The following is an 18665-nucleotide window of genomic DNA, read 5'->3' as shown; positions in this document are numbered from 1 at the left end:
GCGGCAGCGCCCGTACCCTGCAACGTATGCGCGTTCTGATCACCGGTGCGAGCGGCACGATCGGCAGTGCCCTGGCGAATGAACTAATCGCGGGAGGCCATACGGTGCTTGGCCTCAGCCGCAACCCGGCGCAAGCGGCACGCAAACTGCCGGCAGTTGACTGGCACGCTTGGCAGCCACCGCAGCCGCCGCCCGAGCGCGCCCTCGCCGGCTGCGACGCCGTGGTGAACCTCATCGGCGAGCGGATCGACCAGCGCCTCACGGGAGCCGCCAAGGAGCGCATCCGGCGCAGCCGCGTCGACGCGACGCGGGCGCTCGTCGATGCGATCGCCGCGCTACCGGAGAACGATCGTCCGCGCGCCTTGATCAGCCAGTCGGCGGTCGGCTATTACGGCGATCGCGGTGACGAGGAACTGGACGAACAATCGACGCCGGGTAGTGACTTTCTCGCACAGGTGTGTGTTGAGTGGGAGGCGGCGGCGAGGCAGGCCTCGGCGCACGGCTTGCGCGTCGCGGTGCTGCGCACGGGCCTCGTGCTGAGCAAGAACAGCGGTCTGCTGGCGCGCCTCGTGCCGATCTTCAAGCTCGGACTTGGCGGCAAGATCGGCTCTGGCCGCCAGTGGATGCCGTGGATCCACCTTGCCGACGAGCTCGGGCTGTTGCGCTGGCTGGTTGAAGGCGCGGGTGAGGGAACTTTCAATGCGACCGCGCCGAACCCCGTCCGCAACGCCGAGTTCACCCGGACGCTGGCTCGCGTCCTGCGTCGTCCGGCACTCCTGCCGGTCCCGCGCTTCGCTCTCGACCTGGCCTTCGGTCGGGAGCTCGCGGCAGCCCTCGTCTCGAGCCAACGAGCGCTTCCCAAACGCGCTCTCGAAGGGGGCTACCGCTTCCGCTTCGAGCGGCTCGACGCTGCCCTGAGCGACCTGCTTCGCTAGCTGACCACCGCCGCGCGATTGACAAGCGCCGTCGCGGCGCTCCCGCCTGCGCCGGAGAGTTGGCGCTTGGCGGCTTTTTCTCTATTCACTTTTTACGTGGGTGGCGCGTGGCTTGCAGCGGTCGGCGATTTGACGCTCACGGCGCTGCTCACGGCGACCTGCGCCGTGCTCGTGTTCGCGCCGTGGCTCGCGCCGCTGCTCGCGAGTGCCATCGCCGGCCTGCGATCGCGCGGCGAGGCGAAGGAGGCCGCCGCGCGTCCGACTGAACTCGCGCCGCTCGCCGGCGAAGCGGCAATTCGCTCGCGGCTTTATTCGGCGTCCGCGCTCGGCCGCCCAGCCGTGGTGCGGCGCGGTCGCCTGCGTATCGCGATGCTCGCTCCCCCCTGGATCGAGGTGCCACCGCGCGGTTACGGAGGGATCGAGTTAGTGGTCGCGCACCTAACGGACGCCTTGGTCGACCTCGGGCACGACGTCGTCTTGTTTGCGCCACCCGGCTCGCGCTCGCGAGCGCAGCTCCTGACGCCGCTCGAGCGACCCCATCCGCAGGTGATCGGGCAGGCCCTCGAAGAGGCCGACCATGTCGCCCAGGCGCTGGCGTACGTCGAAAACCCTGCCAACGGGCGCTTCGACCTGGTGCACGATCACAGCGGTTTCGTGGCGCTTGCCTTCGCCGATCGCTTGGCGACGCCGATGCTCCACACACTGCACGGCCCGTTCGACGAGCGCACCTACGGCTTCTACGCGCGGCACGGCCACAAGGCGGCGATGGTGGCGATCAGCGCGGCCCAGCTGCGGGCCGCGCCGCCGGGACTCAACGTAGTGGGGGTAATTCCCAATCCGCTGCGGGTCGACGACTGGCCGTTCAGGCGGGAGAAAGAAGACTTTCTGCTCTGGATCGGTCGCATGTCGCCGGTCAAGGGACCGCACCGCGCGATCGAGGTGGCGCGCCTTGCCGAGCGCCCGCTGGTGCTCGCCGGACCGGTTCAGCCCGGTCAGGAGCGGTTCTTCAGCGAGCATGTCGAACCACACATCGACGGCCAAAACGTCCGCTACGTCGGCGAGGTCGGCGGCGAGCTTAAACAGCAGTTATTCGCGCGCGCGGCGGCGCTCCTGATGCCGATCCGTTGGCCCGAGCCGTTCGGCATGGTGATGATCGAGGCGCTTGCCTGCGGCACGCCGGTGATCGCCTTCCGCGAAGGTTCGGCCGAGGAGATCGTCGACGACGGGCTAACCGGCTTCCTGGTTGCCGACGAGCGGGAGATGGCGCGGGCCGTCGGTCGCCTCAGCGAGATCGACCCCGAGCGTTGCCGGTCGGTCGCGCGCGAACGCTTCGACGTGGAGCGGGTGGCACGCGCCTACGAGTCGGCCTACAGGCTGGTCGTCGGCGCGACGACCCGTTCGCTCGCCAGGTCGCAGACCGTCCCGCGCACGCGCACGCCGCGGAGCGCGATGCGCGTCGCCCGCTCGCATTCGAGCGGCAGCGTCGCCGCCCCCGCTTCCGTTACGTCCAGACCCATCAGCACGCGAACGAGGAGCAGCGCGGCACCCGCCGCCCAGGCCTGAGGGCGCGACGAGGTCGGGTACTCGACCGGCACGTCCGTCAGCGAGCGCGGGTAGCCGGCGAAAACCTCGGGGAGAGTGAAGCGGAAGGCCTCCGCCGCATCCGCGACCGCACACGCCAGCTGGCCGGCTTCGCGCCGGAAACCGAAGCGTGCGAGCCCGCAGGCGACCAGCGCCGTGTCGTGCGGCCAGACGCTGCCGTTGTGGTAGCCGACGGGGTTGTAGGCGAGCTCGTCGGCCGCCAAGGTGCGTACTCCCCAGCCACTGGCGAGGCGATCGGACATGATCAGAGCCGCTAGGCGCTGTGCCCGCTCGGGCGGCACGATGCCGCTCCACAGCAGGTGCCCGACGTTCGACGCGAGAACATCCACACGACGCTTGTCGCGATCGAGCGCCAGTGCATAAAAGCCCTTGTGCTCGATCCAGAAGGCGTCGTCGAAGGCCCGCGCTAGGGCCTCCGCCTCGCGCGCGAGTCGCGACGCCAGCTGCTCGTCGCCCCAAACCTCCCGCGCCAGCCGCGCACAGCGGCGCTTCGCGTCGTAGGCGTAACCCTGGATCTCACAGCTCGCGATCGGTGGCTCCGCGAGGCTGCCATCGCCGAAGACGATCGAGTTCCAGGAATCCTTCCAGCACTGGTTGCGCAAGCCGCGCATCGCGTTGCGTGTCGCGTACTCGATGAAGCCGTCGCCGTCGCGGTCGCCGTACTCGTCGATCCAGGCGAGGGCCGCGCGGGCGTTGCCCTCGAGCTCGCGCACCAAAGCATCGTCGCCGGTCCAGCGGTGGTACTCGTCGAGGACGATCAAAAACAGCGGTGTTGCGTCAGCCGATCCGTAGTACGGCGAGTGGGGTGTCTCACCGAAGGCCGCGAGCTCGCCGAACCGCAGCTCGTGGATGATCTTGCCGGGCTCGGCGTCGCGTAGCGGATCGTCTGTGGTGGCCTGCAAAGCGGCGAGCACGCGCAGCGCGGTGGCCGCCAGTTCCGGAATGAACGGCACGACCTGGTAGCTGGTGATCAGCGTGTCGCGTCCGAACAGCGCCATGAACCACGGCAGACCGGCGGCCGGTAGCTCGGCTCCGGGCAGCACACGGGGATCGAAGCGCAGCGCGGCGAGGTCGGCGAGGCTCTGCTCCCATAGATCCCGGAGCTGCTCCCAATCGGTTTCCAAGAGCGGTGCCGAGGCGCGCCACGCTTCGAGCCGTTGGCGCACGTCCGCTACCACCTCTTCGAAGCTCTCAAAGGGTCCGCGTGGGGCTCTCTGGGCACCGCCCTTGCCGGCCACTCCAACCGGCAGGGGTCCCTCGGTCAGGGGACTGACACGGATCTCGAGGCGCGCGCTCCCCCGTCCCTCGAGCTCAACGGGTATCCGCAAACCGCGACCATCGAAGCGCGGTTGCACGGTGACCGCGGAGGTGTTCGACGTTCCGGCCGCCGGCGGCACCGCCACTGCCACGCGCGCACCACGCGTGAACTGCTCACGGCGGTAGCGCACGAGCATCGCGTCTCCGTCCAGGCGCCGCTCGGCCACGCGCGGCCTCACAGCACCCTCCTTGACCTCGAACAGGTCGGCGAAGTCGGCGTCGAGCTCCACTTCCAGCTCGATGCGCGTGCGCTGCGGCGTGTGGTTGAACACCGTGATGCGGTCGACCCACTCCGAACGCACCACCCGCTCGCGGATCACCGACAGGCGCGGGTCGTCGAAGCGGCGGCGCGCCGCGGGAACAAGGAAGAAACGAGCGAGGTAGTGATGCTCCTGCGAGCAGGAGAGCTCGGTTAGGTCGTTGCCGTCGACCCGCAGTCGAAAGAGCGAGAGGACGCGCGTGTCGTCGACATAGAAGCCGTGCGTGGGGTCGCGACCCGCATCGAGGTCGCCTGTGCGGTCGGCGACGACGAACGTCGCTCCATCGAGGACAGTGACGGTCGTGTCCGACACCGGGGCGCCAAAGGCTATCCGCGCCTGCCCGGTTGTTTCGCGTCAGGGCGCGGATCGACGCGAATGCCGAGCGCCTCGGCCGGGACGAGACGCGGCGTGAGCAGCTCGCCGGTCGCCCGCGCGCGCAAAACGCGCAACAGGCGACCGGATCGCTGGGCGCGAGCGCCGAGCGTCGACAGCGCGCCGGCGAGCAAGCGGCCCGCGCGCCGACCCAGCTCGCGATAGGCGGTCTCGGCGGGCCGCCGTGCCCAGGTCACGATCAAGAGCCGCGAGCTGGCGCGCGCCGCCGCAGCGACCGCACGGCCGTCGAAACGGTCGAACGTGGCGACGACGGCTTGCCGTGCCGCGGCAAGCGTCGCGAACATCAGCGTGAGGCCGCGAGCGCCGCCCGCCGTCGCCAGGAGCACACAGAGGGGGCGCGGCGCGGCAGCCAGCGCGTCGGCAACTCCGAGGTCCGCTCGACCGCCGATGTAGCGCCACTCGTAGGGTGCCGCGAGACCCGCGCGGCGAGCTTCGAAGCGAAACGCGCGTAGCGCGGCATCGCCATCGAGGGTGCCGTCGGAAACCACCGTCGGCGTCTTGCAGCCGCGGCGGCGGAAGGCCGCCGCCACTAAGCGCACCCGTGCACGGTCGTCACTTACCAGCCGGACCAACGTGCGGATACCCGTCGGGTAGTAGCGCGCGGGTTCGCCGATCAGTTGACCCGGACCGCGACCGGACAGCCCGACAGCCCCGGGCGCCCCTACCACAACGGGGATCCCCCGAGCTGCCAGACGTGGCAGCGAAACCGCGGTCGCCTGCGCATCGAGCTCCCCGACGTAGGCCAGCAGCCGCGGGTCGCGCGCGTAGGCGTCGGCGGCCGTGGCAATGCGACTCGGATCGCTACCGGCACCGTCGAGGGCCGCCGGGTCGGTCCGCACCACCCGCACGGTGAGCTTCCCGAAACGCCGGACGCGACCGTCGAAGCCGGCGAGGAAACCTTCCGCGAACGCCTCTCCGAGGTTCGCCTGCGGACCGTTGCTCGGCGCACTTACGACGACCAACAGGGGACGCCCAGCGCCAACCCCGACCTCGTCGCCCCCGCATCCGAGGAGGCTCATGGTCAATAAGGCCAACAGAACGACCAACACCGGCGGGGATGTCGCGCCTGCGCGCCGTGAATATCTTCTGTTGCCGTGCGTATCGGTGTGTTGACCGGTGGTGGCGACTGCCCGGGACTGAATGCCGTGATTCGGGCGATCGTGCGGCGGGGCGTCGAGCACCATGGGCAGAGCTTCGTCGGCTTTCGAGATGGCTGGCGCGGGGTGCTCGAGAACGTTCACGAGGAGCTCACGATCGAGTCGACGCGGGGCATCCTGCCACGCGGCGGCACCATCCTCGGCACCTCGCGCACCAACCCCTTTAAGCGCGAAGACGGGCCGGCACGGGTGCGCTCCACGCTAGCGGAGCTCGAACTCGACGGCTTGATCGCGATCGGCGGCGAGGACACGCTCGGAGCGGCCGAGCGACTCCACCGCGAGCACGGCGTGCCAGTGGTGGGAGTACCCAAGACGATCGACAACGACCTGGGCGCGACCGACCTGACGTTCGGGTTTGACACTGCCGTGTCGGTCGCGACCGAGGCGATCGACCGGCTCCACACGACCGCCGAATCGCACAATCGAGTGATCGTCGTCGAGGTGATGGGCCGCCACGCCGGGTGGATCGCCCTCTACTCGGGCCTGGCGGGCGGTGCCGACGTGATCCTGATTCCGGAGCGCCCGTTCGACATCGAAGAGGTCTGCGAGCTCGTGCGGCGCCGCCATGCGCGTGGTCGCTACTTCTCGATCGTGGTGGTTGCCGAGGGTGCCGTGCCACGCGAAGGGACACTGGTCGTCCAGGAGGGCAAGACCGACGAGTTCGGGCATGTGCGCCTGGGGGGCATCGGTCACGTGTTGGAGCGCGAGATCGAGGCTCGCACGGGGTTCGAGACGCGGGCCGTAGTACTCGGTCATACCCAGCGCGGAGGCACGCCCACGGCCTTCGACCGTGTGCTCGCGACGCGCTTCGGTATCGCCGCAGCTGACGCCGCCAGCCAGCGCCGCTGGGGCGAGATGGTTGCGCTGCGCGGAACAGACATCGTGCTCGTTCCGCTCGCCGAAGCGGTGCGTGAGCCGAAACTCGTCCCTGACGAGCTCTACGAGCTAGCCGCCACTTTCTTCGGTTGAGCGACGACGCGCGCCGGCTGGCGCTGCGTCAGTCGCGCTCCCAGCGCAACGCGCGCCGCAAGCCCGGGCGTGCGATGTGCGCGGCCGCCGCAGCGAGCGTCAAGAAGACCGTCACTAGGAAGGCGTCGAACGCCTTGGCGCCGAACGCCCAGGCCGTGACCCAAAAGACGAGACCCACCGCGATCGCAACCAGTACGCCCATCCGCTCAGCCTCCGAGTCTGCCGAAGATGTCCTTGCGAACCTTCACGTACGCGTTGAAGAGCGACTTCAGCGCCCGTTCCGCGGTCGAGTCGGCGGGGGGCAACAAGCCCACCTGCCGCGCGAACGCCGCGCCATCGTAGTAAGCAGCGTTGCGCACAATCAGGCCAGCCTTCACCTCGACTAGGTCGACACCGCGAAGCTCGAGCTTCTGGCCGGTCGGCGCGATTCCCTGGAAGGGCCGTCCGCTGAAGGTGCCCCGCATCCGCCACTCCACCGCGGCGCAGCGCTCGTCGCTGACGATGCGCCGGACTTGCGTCGTGAGATCCGGGAAGGCAGCGAAGAGACCCTCGAAGAACGAGCGGATCTCGTCGCGCCCGCGCAGGACGCGTAGCGGCACGATGTCGTCGACACCGTCGGGCGCCCAATAGGCGACCATCGCCTCTGGATCGCGTCGCGCTAGCGCCTCGAAGTAACCGCGCGCGCACTCCTCCGCGGTGCTCGGCGCAGCCTCGACCGCGGACTCCCGCGCCGCACCCCGCGTCTTACGGTCCTGATCCCCGGAAGCCACCGGCCCGTGACCCTATCAAGCGGGCTGGCGAACCTGTGTGAGCGCGCCGGCGAGCTCGCGAACGACTGCTTCCACCCCTTGCGGACCCTCCTCGCCTGCCGCGCGCACGATCCGGCTGCCGACGATCACGCCGTCGGCGAACTCCGCCACGCGGGCAGCTTGCCGCGGACCCGAGATGCCGAAGCCGACAGCCACCGGTACGCTCGTGTTGGCCCGAACTCGTGCCACGAACTCGGGCAGACCGGGCGGTAGTTCGGCTCGCTCACCGGTCGTTCCGGTAAGCGAAACCGCGTACACGAAGCCGCGTGCGACCGCTCCCAGCGACTTGAGCCGCTCGTCGGTGCTGGTCGGCGCCGACAGCGGCACCAACGCGAGTCCCCGGCGGTCGGTCTCAGCGCGCAGCTCGTCCGCTTCGTCGAACGGCAAGTCGGGCACGATCAGCCCGGCGACCCCGGCTGCCTGCAAGCGCTCGCAAAAGCGCGCCGCCCCGACGGTGAAGACGAGGTTGGCGTAGGCCATCAGCACTACCGGACAGCGGTCGGCAACTGCCTCGGCGATCGCCAGCACGTCGCCCGGCGTGACGCCACGGGCCAGCGCCTGACTCGCCGCCTCGTGGATCACCGGACCGTCGGCGAGCGGATCGGAGAACGGCACGCCGAGCTCGATCAGGTCGGCGCCAGCCTCGATCGCCGCCACCACGCACGCGCGGGAGCGCTCCGGGTCCGGGTAGCCGCCTAGCAGGTACGGCATCAAGGCGGCGCGGCGTTCGCCTTTGGCGAACGCCGCCTGGATGCGTTCGATACCGCTAGCCGACACCGCCCACAGCCCGCACAGTATTCGCCCGCACAGCCGCGAGCACGGTCTCGAGGTCCTTGTCGCCGCGGCCCGAAAGCGTCACCAGCGTCGTCTTGCCCGCGGCGGGCTCCTCGAACATCACCCAGGCCAGCGCATGAGCGGGCTCCAGCGCTGGCAGGATCCCTTCGAGCCGAGCGAGCTCGAGGAACGCCCGCAACGCGGCATCGTCGGGCACGGCCACGTAGCGCACCCGTCCCGAGTCACGCAGCCAAGCGTGCTCCGGCCCCGAGCCGGGATAGTCGAGGCCGGCGGAGATCGAGTGGGCCTCCAGCACCTGCCCCCACTCATCGTGCAGGACCGCCGCGTACGAGCCGTGGAGGATGCCGGTCGCTCCGACCGTCAGGGGGGCAGAGTGGCGGCCGGAGGCGAGGCCCTCGCCCGCCGCCTCGACGCCGACCAGCTCAACCTCGTCGTCGAGAAACGCGTGGAACGTGCCGATCGCGTTGGAGCCGCCGCCGACACAGGCGACCACGCGGTCGGGGAGGCGTCCCGTGCGCTCGAGGAACTGGGCACGCGCTTCGTCGCCGATCACCCGCTGGAGGTCGCGCACGAGCGCCGGGTAGGGCGCTGGACCGACCGCTGAGCCGATCACGTAGTGGGTGGTTTCGACGTTGGTAACCCAATCGCGGATCGCAGCGCTTACGGCCTCTTTGAGGGTCTTGGCGCCCGTGGTCACAGCCCGCACTTGAGCGCCCAGCAACTCCATCCGCTCGACGTTCGGACGCTGCCGACGGATGTCCTCGGCCCCCATGTAAACCACGCATTCGAGGCCGAGTAGCGCGCACGCCGTGGCACAGGCAACGCCGTGCTGCCCAGCACCGGTCTCGGCAATCACCCGCCGCTTACCCATGCGCTTCGCTAGCAGCGCCTGACCGAGCGCGTTGTTGATCTTGTGCGCGCCGGTGTGGAGCAGGTCCTCGCGCTTGAGGTAGACGTCGGCGCCGAGGCGCTCCGACAACCTCCGCGCATGCCACAGCGGACTTGGCCGCCCGGCGTAGTCGCGTAGCAGCCCTGCTAGCTGGCTGCGGAACTCGCGGTCTTCGCGTGCCTCGAGCCAGGCTCGCTCGAGTTGCTGGAGCGCGGGCACCACCGTCTCCGGCACGTAGCGCCCGCCGTAGGGACCGAAGCGCCGCTCGACCAGCGCCCCTGTCGAATCCGCGCTCACGAGCCCCTCCGGGCGCGGCGACCCGCGCGCCCGCGCGCGCGGCCGACCGCTTGCGCCACGCCGTCGCCGCCACGCCGGTCGCCGCGAGCGGCCGCACGCGACCTGCGGGCGCGAGCAGCGCCGCGCGTCGTAGCTCTCACCGCACCGGCGGCCGAACGCGGCGTCGGCGTACCGGTGTTCCGGGGCGTGTCGCCCGCGCGATCGGCCGCCTGCGCAGGGGCATCGGCGGCCGCCACCGCCCGCACGAAGGCACGCACGCGCGCCAGATCCTTGTCACCCGGGGCGCGCTCGACGCCTGAGGAGACGTCGACTGCGAACGGGCGCACGGTCGCGATCGCTTGGCCGACATTGTCTGGGGTTAGTCCACCGGCAAGGATCACTGGCACCGCCCCGTCGTGCAGCCGAGCCAGCTCCCAGTTGAAGGTGTGGCCACTACCCCCCGGAGCGCCCGGGACGTAGGCGTCCAACAGGTGGTAATCGACGCGGTAGGGGCGCAGGCTACGCACCTGCGCAGCATCCCGCACTTGCACCGCCTTGATCACCTTGCATCCGGTGCGTCGGGCGACCTCGCTACAGAAAGCGGGCCCCTCGTGGCCGTGCAACTGCACGTGCGTGAGGCCGAAACGATCCGCTGCCCACGCGATCTCGTCGAGCGTCTGGTCGACGAATACCCCAACCAGCGCGACGCGCCGTTTGAGCCGCTGGCCGATCTCCTCCGCCGCCTCCGGCTGGCAGAACCGCGGGCTTTCCGGCCATAACACCAGCCCGACTGCCCACACCCCGAGCTCGGCACACGCGAGCGCCTGCGCGGGGTCGGTGAGGCCGCAGATCTTGACGCGCGTCACGGCGCCAATCGTCGCACACGGCGCAGCGACCCCGATCGAGCGGGCAAGGGGCGCCGCAAGGGGCCGATCACGGCAGCGGCGAGGGAAGCTCCTCAGCGGACGGCGTCGCTACCCGCGCGGGACGGGTACCGAGCCGGACGTTCGCGCTTCGCCGCTGGCGCCCTCGGTAGTAGACGATCCGCACGGTGTCCCCGGGGTTGCGCGCCCCGATGATCGCGGTGACATCCTCGGCCGAACGGACCTTCCGGCCATCGATCTCGACGATCACGTCGCCGCCCACCCGCAGGCCATTGTCGAGACGCGTGCGACCACCGCGCAGACCCGCCTGCGCTGCCGGACTGCGAGGCACCACGCTGGTGATGAGGGCGCCGCTCTCGATCGGCAGGTTGAGGTCCTGAGCGAGCTGCGGCGTCAGCGTCGTCATCTCGATCCCGAGGTAGGCACGCTTGACCACGCCGCCCCGCTTCAGCTGTGGCAACAGACGCTTCGCGAGATCGATCGGAACGGCGAAGCCGATTCCCACCGAGCCACGGCTGCCGCCCGTCACGATCTGCGAGTTGACGCCGATCACTCGCCCCTCGGCATCGAGCAGAGGGCCGCCTGAGTTGCCGGGGTTGATGGCGGCGTCGGTCTGAATCGCGTTGGGAATGGTGAAACCGTTCGGTGCCTGGATCTGCCGCTGGACGGCCGAGACGATGCCGGTAGTGACGGTTCGGGAAAGACCGAACGGGTTGCCGATCGCCACGACCGGGTCGCCGACCTTCGCCTTCGCCGACGAGCCGAGCGGCAGCGGCACGAGTCTCCCTGCCTTGTCCGGATCGACCTTGATCACCGCGAGGTCGGAGGAGGGATCGCGCCCTTTCAGCTGCGCTGCTACCTGGGGCCCGTCCTCGCTAAACCTGACGTTGATCGAGCGTGCTCCCTCGACCACGTGCCAGTTGGTGAGGACGTTGCCGTCGCGGTCGATCACGATCCCCGAGCCACTCGCCTCCTCGCCGGGCGACGGCAGGCCGAAGGGGGAGGTATCGGTCCCTCCTTGGGCCTCGACGTAAACGACCCCCGGTCCCGCCTTTTTGTAGATGTCGGTGACGTCCAGGCCGTGGCCCCCGTCGCGCACGATCGTGCGTTCGCGCACCACTTCCTTGGTCTCCCCGAGGTCGACGGCGCCCGCGAGCGCCAGCACGACCACCAGCACGGCGGATAAAAGACCGCCGATCGCACCTGCCAACAGGTGGCTCGGCGCGATCCGTGAAGTGCGGGAACGACCCTCCATCCCCGCCCATTTAAGCCGATCGGCCTAAACGGTTCCGAAAGGCGCGCACGCGGGTTGCCCGTGGCGGCGCCAAGAATCCCCTCAAGCGTCGCTCGTAGCGCCGCTACGAACGAGCTCCCGAACGGCCTGCTCGGGATCGAGTGCCCGCATTAGCGCCTCCCCTACCAAGACCGCGTCGACGCCGACCTGCTCGAGCTCCTCGATCTGGCTGCGAGTGGAGATACCCGACTCGGAGACGACCGTCTTGCCGGCCGGAATGCTCGGTAGCAGATCAAAGGTACGGCGCACATCGACGGTGAAGTCACTGAGGTCACGATTGTTGATTCCGATCACGTCAGCGTCGATCTCGAGCGCCCGTTCGAGATCCTCCTCGTTCGCGACCTCCACCAGCGCGTCGAGATCCAGCTCGCCGGCGAGGGCATAAAGCTCTTGCAGCTGCTGCGGCTTGAGCGCCGCCACCACCAGCAGAACCGCATCGGCCCCGCTGATCTTGGCCTCGTAGACCTGATAGGGATCGATCGTGAAGTCCTTGCGGAGGATCGGCAGGCTGGTCGCCGACCGGGCGGCCCGCAGGTCGGCGAGCGAGCCGCCGAAGTGGCGCTCCTCGGTGAGCACGGAAACCGCCGCCGCGCCCCCGCGCTCGTAAGCGCGCACCACGTCGGCGCATTCGAGGTCCTCACGGATCGCGCCTGCCGACGGCGACCGGCGCTTGTACTCCGCGATCACCGAGGTACCGGGCCGCGCTAGCGCCTCGGCGAACGGTCGTCCGGCACGGTCCAGCTCGACCAAGCGTTCGAGCTCGCGCAGCGGCAGTTCCGCGCGGCGGCGCGCAACCGCCTCCCGTGTCGCTGCAATCAGAGCTTCGAGCCGCACGACGATCCCTCCCTGTCCGCTCCGCTTGCCACCCGGCAGCTCACCGGGCAGCCGCCGGCTCGTTGGCCTTCGTCAACGCGACCCAGTTGCGCAGCAGCTCGGCCGCTGCGCCCTCGTCGATCGCTCGCGCCGCGACCTCGACTCCCTCTCGCCAATCCTCGACCAGGCCCCCAACGTAGAGCGCCGCCGCGGCATTGACGAGCGCGACCGTCCGCTCCGGGCACGACTCGCCGGCGAGTACGGCGCGCGCGATAGCTGCGTTCTCCTGCGGGTCGCCGGCCCGCACCTGATCGCCAGCGATCGGCTCCACTCCGAAGTCGCTGGGCTCTACCCGCAGCTGGCGGACCGCCCCGTCGCGCACCTCGAGCACGGTCGTGGCGGCGGCGGCGCTGAACTCGTCGAGACCATCGTCGCTGGAGACGACCAGGCAGTGGTCGGCTCCTAGCTCTAGCAAAGCCTCGGCGAGCGGCGCCAGGAACGCCGGATCGGATACCCCGATCACCTGCCTGCGTACACCCGCGGGGTTGGTGAGTGGGCCGAGGAAGTTGAAGATCGTGCGTACCGCGAGCTCCTTGCGCACCGGTACGACGTGGCGCATCGCCGCGTGGTGCAAGGGCGCGAACATGAACCCGAAGCCGAGCTCGGTGATCGAACGGGCGACGACCTCCGGCCGCAGATCGATGCGGGCACCGAGCGCCTCTAACACGTCGGCGGACCCGGAGCGGCCGGTCGCCGAACGGTTGCCGTGCTTGGCGACCGGCACCCCGGCGCTGGCGGCGATCAGCGCGGCCGTCGTCGAGACGTTGAAGGTCGGGCGGCCACCGCCGGTACCGGCCGTGTCGACCGCCCGCAGGTGCTCCGGCAGCTCAACCGTCGTTGCCAGCTCGCGCATCGCCCGTGCCAGGCCGACAATCTCCTGCGCAGTCTCGCCCTTCGTGCGGAGCGCGATCAAAAACGCCGCTGTTTGCGCCTCAGAGGCGCGCCCTGCCATGATCTCGCCGAGCGCGGCGCGCGCCTCGTCGGGTCCGAGGTCTTCGCGTCTTGCGAGGCGATCGATGACTTCGGTCAGCAGCTGGTTGGGCACGACTAGCGTCGAGAAGGCTAAGCGCTCGCCCGATCGGGTGCGAGGGTCAGGAAGTTTGCAAGCATGCTACGGCCCTCGGGGGTCAGCACCGACTCGGGATGGAACTGCACCCCCTCGGCGGGCAACGAGCGGTGCCGGATCCCCATCAGCACGTCGTTGGACCAGGCGCTCGCAACCAGCTCCGGCGGAAGGTCGGGAGCGACCACCAGCGAGTGGTAGCGCCCCGCCCGTAGCGGCGAGGGCAGCCCGCGAAACACGCCTTCGCCGTCGTGCTCGACAAGCGCTTCCTTGCCGTGCACCGGCTGCCCGCGAACTACCCGACCCCCGAACGCCGCGGCCAGGGCCTGATGCCCGAGACAGATTCCCAGCACCGGTACGCGCACTTCCGCGAACAGGCGAATCGCCGCCACCGACACGCCGGCTTCACGTGGCGTGCAAGGACCTGGGGAGACCACCAGCCGCCGGCCCTCGTCGATCGCGCGCGCTAGCAGTTCTTGGGCGGAGGCGCGATCGTTGCGGACCACCGCGACGTCCGCGCCGATCGCGCCCAGCAGCTGCACGACGTTGTAGGTGAAGGAGTCGTAGTTGTCGATCAGCAGGACCTTCACGCGCTCGCCAAGCTGGTCTCTGCGGGCGGTTTCACGGCAGTTCCGGCTGACGAGCGGCTAGTTCCACCGCCGCAATTACCGCACGCGCCTTTGCTTCGGTCTCCGCCACCTCCCGCTCGGGCACCGAATCGGCAACGATGCCAGCACCCGCCTGGACGTGGATGCGGCCATCCTTGATCACCGCCGTCCGGATGCAGATGCAGGTGTCGAGGTCGCCGTTGTACGAGAGATAGCCGACGGCACCGCCATACGGTCCGCGCCGCGCCGGCTCGAGCTCGTCGATGATCTGCATCGCCCGGATCTTCGGTGCGCCCGACAGGGTGCCGGCGGGCAGTACAGCGCGCAAAGCGTCAACCGCGGTGAGACCGTCGCGGAGCTCTCCCGAAACGGTCGAGACGATGTGCATCACGTGCGAAAAGGACTCCACGACCATCAACTCCTCGACGCGTACGGTTCCGTACTTGCTGACGCGCCCGAGGTCGTTGCGGGCCAAGTCGACAAGCATCACGTGTTCGGCCCGCTCCTTCTCGTCGGCCAAGAGCTCACGCGCAGCGGCGAGATCGCCCTCTGCGGTGCCAGCCCGGGGGCGGGTACCCGCGATCGGTCGCTGGGAGACGCGTCGCCCGTGAACCGTCACGAGTGGCTCCGGCGACGCTCCCGCAAGCTGAAAGTCACCGAAGTCCAGGAAGTACATGTAGGGACTCGGGTTGATGCACCGCAAGCCGCGGTAAACGGAGAACGGCGCGACCGGGCAGTCAGCACTCCAGCGCTGGCTCGGAACGATCTGGTACGCGTCGCCGGCACGTATGTACTCCTGGCAGCGCTCAACGGCCCGAATGAAGCCCTCACGACCGACGTTCGAGACGAACCGCGGTGGCGCTAGCGTGCGCCCGCTCGACGCTCGTCCGTGCGGTTCCGGCACGAGCCCCCGAAGCGCCTCCCGCACCTCGGCGATAGCCGCCTCCGCAGCGTCGTAGCCGGCGTCTGGATCGTCCTCCACCCACACGCTCGCGACCACCGTCGATTCGTGGCGCAGATGGTCGAAAGCGACCATCAGATCACAGACCATCAGGGCAAGATCGGGCAGGCTGAGGTCGTCGGGGGGTCCCTGGCCGATCACCGGTTCGACCAGCCGGGCAAGGTCGTAGCCGAACATCCCAACAACGCCACCGATAAACGGCGGTAGGTCTGGGACCGTCGCTACCGCCCGCGAGCCGAGCAAGCGCTGCGCCACCTGGAAGGGATCATCGAACGGTTCCTCGTCGCCGTCGACGATCAGCTTGCCGCCCTCCAGGCGCGCCACCGATCGCGGCCTGAAGCCGATGAACGACCAGCGGCCGAGACGCCCCTGCTCAGCGGACTCAAGTAGGAACGATGGTCCCTCACCCCGCAGTTTCAGGTAGGCGGAGACAGGGGTCTCGAGATCGCTGACGAAGCGGTGAGCCACGGGGACGATCGCGTGCTCCGCGGCGAGCTTGCGGAACTCCCGTCGCGTCGGCCAGAGATCGAGCGGCTCAGCGGCGACGCGCATTCAGCACCTCGAGCGCTGCCCGCAGGGGAACGCCGCGCGTGGCCATCAGAACGGCAAGGTGGTAGAGGACGTCAGCCGCCTCCTCCGCCACGCGTTCGTCGCTTTCGTCGGCGACCGCGCGCCCGACCTCCTGCGACTCTTCGAGAACCTTCGCGCGCGCGCGTCGCTGGTCGGCAAGCAGCTGGGCGGTGTAGGAACCCGGCGTGGGCCGCGCACCGCGCTCGGCGATCACGCGGGCGAGATTCGGCAGCGCTTCGTGCGGCGCGCAGCTGCGGTCGCCGCGGTGGAAGCAGGAACGCTCGCCGGTGTGGCAGACCGGCCCGGCTGGCTCAACGAGAGCGAGCAGAGCGTCTCCGTCGCAGTCCAGTCGAAGTGCCCGCAACTGGAGGACGTTGCCCGACGTCTCGCCCTTCTTCCACAAGCGCTCGCGCGAACGCGACCAGAAGTGAACGACCCCGGTGGTGAGCGTCCGCGCAAGAGCCTCGCGGTTCATGTAGGCGAGCATCAGTACCTCTCCACTCGCCCAATCCTGGACTACGCACGGCACCAGACCGCGCTCGTCGAAGACGACGCTCGACACCAGATCCGCGCTCGGCTGCGCTCGCTCGACCGTTTCCTCACTACCGGCCATCGTGCGCGATTGTCGCAGTCAGCGAATGCCGATCCGGTCGAGCAAGCCCTCGTCCTTGCGCCAGCCCCGCCGAACTCGCACGCGCAGATCGAGATGCACGGGCACGCCAGCAAGGATCGCCATCTCGGCGCGCGCCGCGCTGCCGATCGCCTTCACCATGCGGCCGCCCGCGCCGATCAAAATCGCCTTCTGACTCTCCGTCTCGCACCAGAGATCGGCGTGCACGACCAGCGACCCGTCGGGACGCCGCTCGATCTCTGAGACCTCCACCTCGACCGCGTGTGGCACCTCCTCCCGGGTGTGCCGCAGCACCTGCTCGCGGATCAACTCCGCAAACGCCAGCTCCGGCGGCACGTCCGAGCGCGACTCCGGCGGATAGAGGAAAGGCCCCTCAGGCAGCAGTGAGACCAAGTGTTCGCGCAGCTCCTCGACCCCTTCTCCGGTCTTTGCACTGATCGGGAAGATCTCGCCCGGCAGATCGAGCTTCTCGACCTCCAGCAAGGCCAACGCCGTGCGTTCGCGGTCGACGGCGTCGATCTTGTTGACGGCTGCGACCGTTGGCTTCTCGGCTCTACGCACGGCTTCCGCGATGAAGCGATCGCCGGGCCCGATCGGTTCCGTCGCACTGACGATGTAAAGCACTACGTCGGAGTCCGCGAGCGCCCGTTCGACGCGCGCTTGCATGCGCGCCGTGAGCTCATCGCGGGGCCGCTGGAAACCGGGAAGGTCACAGAGCACGAGTTGCCAATCGTCGCCGGTTACCACGCCGCGCAGCTCGCGGCGCGTCGTCTGGGGCTTGTCGGAAACGATCGCCACTTTCGTACCAGCGAAACGATTGACGAGGGTCGACTTGCCGACGTTCGGACGCCCCGCAAGTGCCACGAAGCCCGCTCGGGTTTTGGTGCCTGAGCCGACCGCAAGGGCCACCGTTCGTGGCGCTGCAGAGCCGCTCGCGGATCCCCGCAGACGTGTCAGCACGTCAGCCTGGAGCGCGAGCATCTGGCCTTGGTCGCGCTCGTGGTCGTAGCCGCAGAGGTGAAGCACGCCGTGGACTACCGCTTCCTCGAGATCGCTGCACTCGGGAGGACAGACGATCACGTCGCCGAGCTCGCGTGGTCCAGTAGCCGCTTCGACCCCGTCGATCGGGAACGAAAGAACGTCGGTGGCGGCGTCGCGACCACGAAAGCGCGCGTTTAGTTCGCGCATCCGTGCGCGGTCGACGAGCTCCACTGCCAGGTGTCCGTCGCTTACGCCCGCCGCCTCGAGCGCCGCCAGGGCGGCACGGCGCAAACGGCGCGCGAGCTCTTCCGACGCTCCCAAGACCTCGACCTCGAGGCCGGCGTCGGTGCCGCAGTCGCGGTCCGCGCTGCTCGGACTGCTGGCTGCGCTAGTCACGCGCCATCGCCCGCCGTGCGCAGCTCTACCGGCGCCTCTCGGGACTTGGCTTTGCGCTCTGCGTACCGGTTGTAGGCCGCCACGATGCGCTGCACGAGCTTGTGGCGGACGACATCCTCGTCACCGAAGCGCACGAACTCGATGCCCTCGATCCCCTCCAGGATCTCGCCCACCACGACCAGGCCCGATGGTTGGTCACGCGGCAGGTCGACCTGCGTAACGTCGCCAGTGACCACCATCCGTGAGCCGAAGCCGAGTCGCGTGAGAAACATCTTCATCTGCTCCGGCGTCGTGTTTTGCGCCTCGTCGAGGATGACGAAGGCGTCGTTGAGGGTCCGCCCACGCATGTAGGCGAGCGGAGCGACCTCGATCACGCCGCGCTCCAGAAGCTCGCTGACGCGCTCCGGGTCGATCATGTCGTAGAGCGCGTCGAACAGCGGGCGCAGGTAGGGGTCAACCTTCGCCATCACGTCGCCTGGCAGGAACCCGAGCCGCTCGCCTGCCTCAACTGCCGGGCGCGTGAGGACGATCCGGCTCACCTCGCGGCGCGAGAGCGCCGCCACCGCCATGGCGACCGCCAGGAATGACTTGCCGGTTCCGGCCGGGCCGATCCCGATCGTGATCGTCGCCCGGCGGATCGCGTCCACGTAACGCTTCTGGTTGAGCGTCTTCGGGGCGATGCGGGTCCCGCGGTGCTGCCAGATCACGTCCTCGAGCACCCGCTGGGGGTCTTCGTGCTGCTCGAGCGCGCGCGCGATCGCCTCCACCGTGCCCGGCGCGATTTCGTGTCCGCGACGAACGAGCTCCTCGATCTCGCGCACGACGCTCTCGCCGGCTGCCACCTCGCGCTCGCTGCCCGACAGCGTCAACACGTTGCCACGCAAGTGGACCTGGCAATCCAAGTACTGCTCGAGCGTTTTGATCACGGAGTCGCCAACCCCAGCGAGCTCGAGCGCCACCTCGTTCGGGAGCTCAAGCCGTGTGCGAGCCACCTGCGTCCGG

The 18665-nt window shown here is 69.3% G+C and carries 16 protein-coding genes and 2 pseudogenes; 3 read left to right on the top strand and 15 right to left on the bottom strand.

All coding sequences use genetic code 11. The features are described from left to right. The first annotated feature begins 26 nt into the window (after positions 1 to 26). Together BLW41_RS07195 and BLW41_RS11265 are read left to right on the top strand one after the other, a co-directional pair. Positions 27 to 935 carry a TIGR01777 family oxidoreductase gene (locus BLW41_RS07195; RefSeq protein ID WP_093117743.1) on the top strand — a complete coding sequence of 303 codons (909 nt, stop codon included), beginning with the start codon at positions 27 to 29 and terminating at the stop codon, positions 933 to 935. Between the two features lie 369 nt (positions 936 to 1304). Next, a pseudogene (locus BLW41_RS11265) lies at positions 1305 to 2252 on the top strand (glycosyltransferase family 4 protein); the annotation flags it as partial. 50 nt (positions 2253 to 2302) lie between these two features. On the opposite strand, the gene BLW41_RS07185 reads toward BLW41_RS11265, so the two are convergent. Beyond that, on the bottom strand, positions 2303 to 4426 hold the full coding sequence (locus BLW41_RS07185; RefSeq protein WP_093117739.1) for an amylo-alpha-1,6-glucosidase: 2124 nt from the start codon (positions 4424 to 4426) through the stop codon (positions 2303 to 2305). Between the two features lie 14 nt (positions 4427 to 4440). After that, entirely contained in the window at positions 4441 to 5526 is a 1086-nt protein-coding gene (locus tag BLW41_RS07180) for a type 1 periplasmic-binding domain-containing protein (protein ID WP_093117737.1), read from the bottom strand. 75 nt (positions 5527 to 5601) lie between these two features. Between BLW41_RS07180 and BLW41_RS07175 the strand changes: the two genes are divergently transcribed. Continuing rightward, complete coding sequence (locus tag BLW41_RS07175) at positions 5602 to 6633, top strand: 6-phosphofructokinase (protein WP_093117736.1); 1032 nt, start codon at positions 5602 to 5604, stop codon at positions 6631 to 6633. 28 nt (positions 6634 to 6661) lie between these two features. Here BLW41_RS07175 and BLW41_RS10945 read toward each other — a convergent pair whose 3' ends face one another. The 13 genes and pseudogenes from BLW41_RS10945 to BLW41_RS07115 all read right to left on the bottom strand — a co-directional run bounded on the left by BLW41_RS10945 (position 6662) and on the right by BLW41_RS07115 (position 18655). Then, a complete protein-coding gene (locus tag BLW41_RS10945) occupies positions 6662 to 6835 on the bottom strand; it encodes a hypothetical protein (RefSeq protein WP_177169405.1) in 174 nt (57 codons plus the stop codon). 4 nt (positions 6836 to 6839) lie between these two features. Then, the gene (locus tag BLW41_RS07170) at positions 6840 to 7403 is read right to left on the bottom strand and encodes an ester cyclase (protein WP_093117734.1); all 564 of its coding nucleotides are present in this window, start codon (positions 7401 to 7403) and stop codon (positions 6840 to 6842) included. A 15-nt stretch (positions 7404 to 7418) separates the two neighbouring features. Further along, positions 7419 to 8219, bottom strand: a complete 801-nt coding sequence (gene trpA, locus BLW41_RS07165; RefSeq protein ID WP_218138321.1) for a tryptophan synthase subunit alpha — start codon at positions 8217 to 8219, stop codon at positions 7419 to 7421. Beyond that, complete coding sequence (gene trpB, locus BLW41_RS07160; RefSeq protein ID WP_093117730.1) at positions 8209 to 9423, bottom strand: tryptophan synthase subunit beta; 1215 nt, start codon at positions 9421 to 9423, stop codon at positions 8209 to 8211. The genes trpA and trpB overlap by 11 nt, the downstream gene beginning before the upstream one ends. A gap of 134 nt (positions 9424 to 9557) precedes the next feature. After that, positions 9558 to 10268, bottom strand: a pseudogene (locus BLW41_RS07155) (phosphoribosylanthranilate isomerase); the annotation flags it as partial. Positions 10269 to 10335: 67 nt separating this feature from the next. After that, positions 10336 to 11541, bottom strand: a complete 1206-nt coding sequence (locus tag BLW41_RS07150; RefSeq protein ID WP_093117726.1) for a S1C family serine protease — start codon at positions 11539 to 11541, stop codon at positions 10336 to 10338. A gap of 81 nt (positions 11542 to 11622) precedes the next feature. Then, entirely contained in the window at positions 11623 to 12414 is a 792-nt protein-coding gene (trpC, locus tag BLW41_RS07145) for an indole-3-glycerol phosphate synthase TrpC (RefSeq protein ID WP_218138320.1), read from the bottom strand. Between the two features lie 40 nt (positions 12415 to 12454). Continuing rightward, positions 12455 to 13498: an anthranilate phosphoribosyltransferase gene (gene trpD, locus BLW41_RS07140; RefSeq protein ID WP_093117722.1), complete on the bottom strand. Its 1044-nt coding sequence runs from the start codon at positions 13496 to 13498 to the stop codon at positions 12455 to 12457. 17 nt (positions 13499 to 13515) lie between these two features. Further along, positions 13516 to 14106: an anthranilate synthase component II gene (locus tag BLW41_RS07135; RefSeq protein WP_093117720.1), complete on the bottom strand. Its 591-nt coding sequence runs from the start codon at positions 14104 to 14106 to the stop codon at positions 13516 to 13518. 31 nt (positions 14107 to 14137) lie between these two features. Beyond that, positions 14138 to 15637, bottom strand: coding sequence for an anthranilate synthase component I (trpE, locus tag BLW41_RS07130; protein WP_093117718.1), 1500 nt, complete (start codon positions 15635 to 15637; stop codon positions 14138 to 14140). Further along, complete coding sequence (gene hisIE, locus BLW41_RS07125) at positions 15621 to 16268, bottom strand: bifunctional phosphoribosyl-AMP cyclohydrolase/phosphoribosyl-ATP diphosphatase HisIE (protein WP_093117716.1); 648 nt, start codon at positions 16266 to 16268, stop codon at positions 15621 to 15623. The genes trpE and hisIE overlap by 17 nt, the downstream gene beginning before the upstream one ends. Positions 16269 to 16286: 18 nt before the next feature. Beyond that, a complete protein-coding gene (gene era, locus BLW41_RS07120) occupies positions 16287 to 17663 on the bottom strand; it encodes a GTPase Era (RefSeq protein WP_093117714.1) in 1377 nt (458 codons plus the stop codon). Further along, positions 17660 to 18655, bottom strand: a complete 996-nt coding sequence (locus BLW41_RS07115; protein ID WP_218138319.1) for a PhoH family protein — start codon at positions 18653 to 18655, stop codon at positions 17660 to 17662. Before BLW41_RS07115 ends, era begins: the two co-directional genes overlap by 4 nt. Between the last annotated feature and the right edge of the window lie 10 nt (positions 18656 to 18665).

The sequence above is a fragment of the Thermoleophilum album genome, from assembly GCF_900108055.1.
GTDB lineage: Bacteria > Actinomycetota > Thermoleophilia > Solirubrobacterales > Thermoleophilaceae > Thermoleophilum > Thermoleophilum album.
Note: the sequence above shows the minus strand (reverse complement) of the source record. Positions and strands in the feature narration are given on the sequence as shown.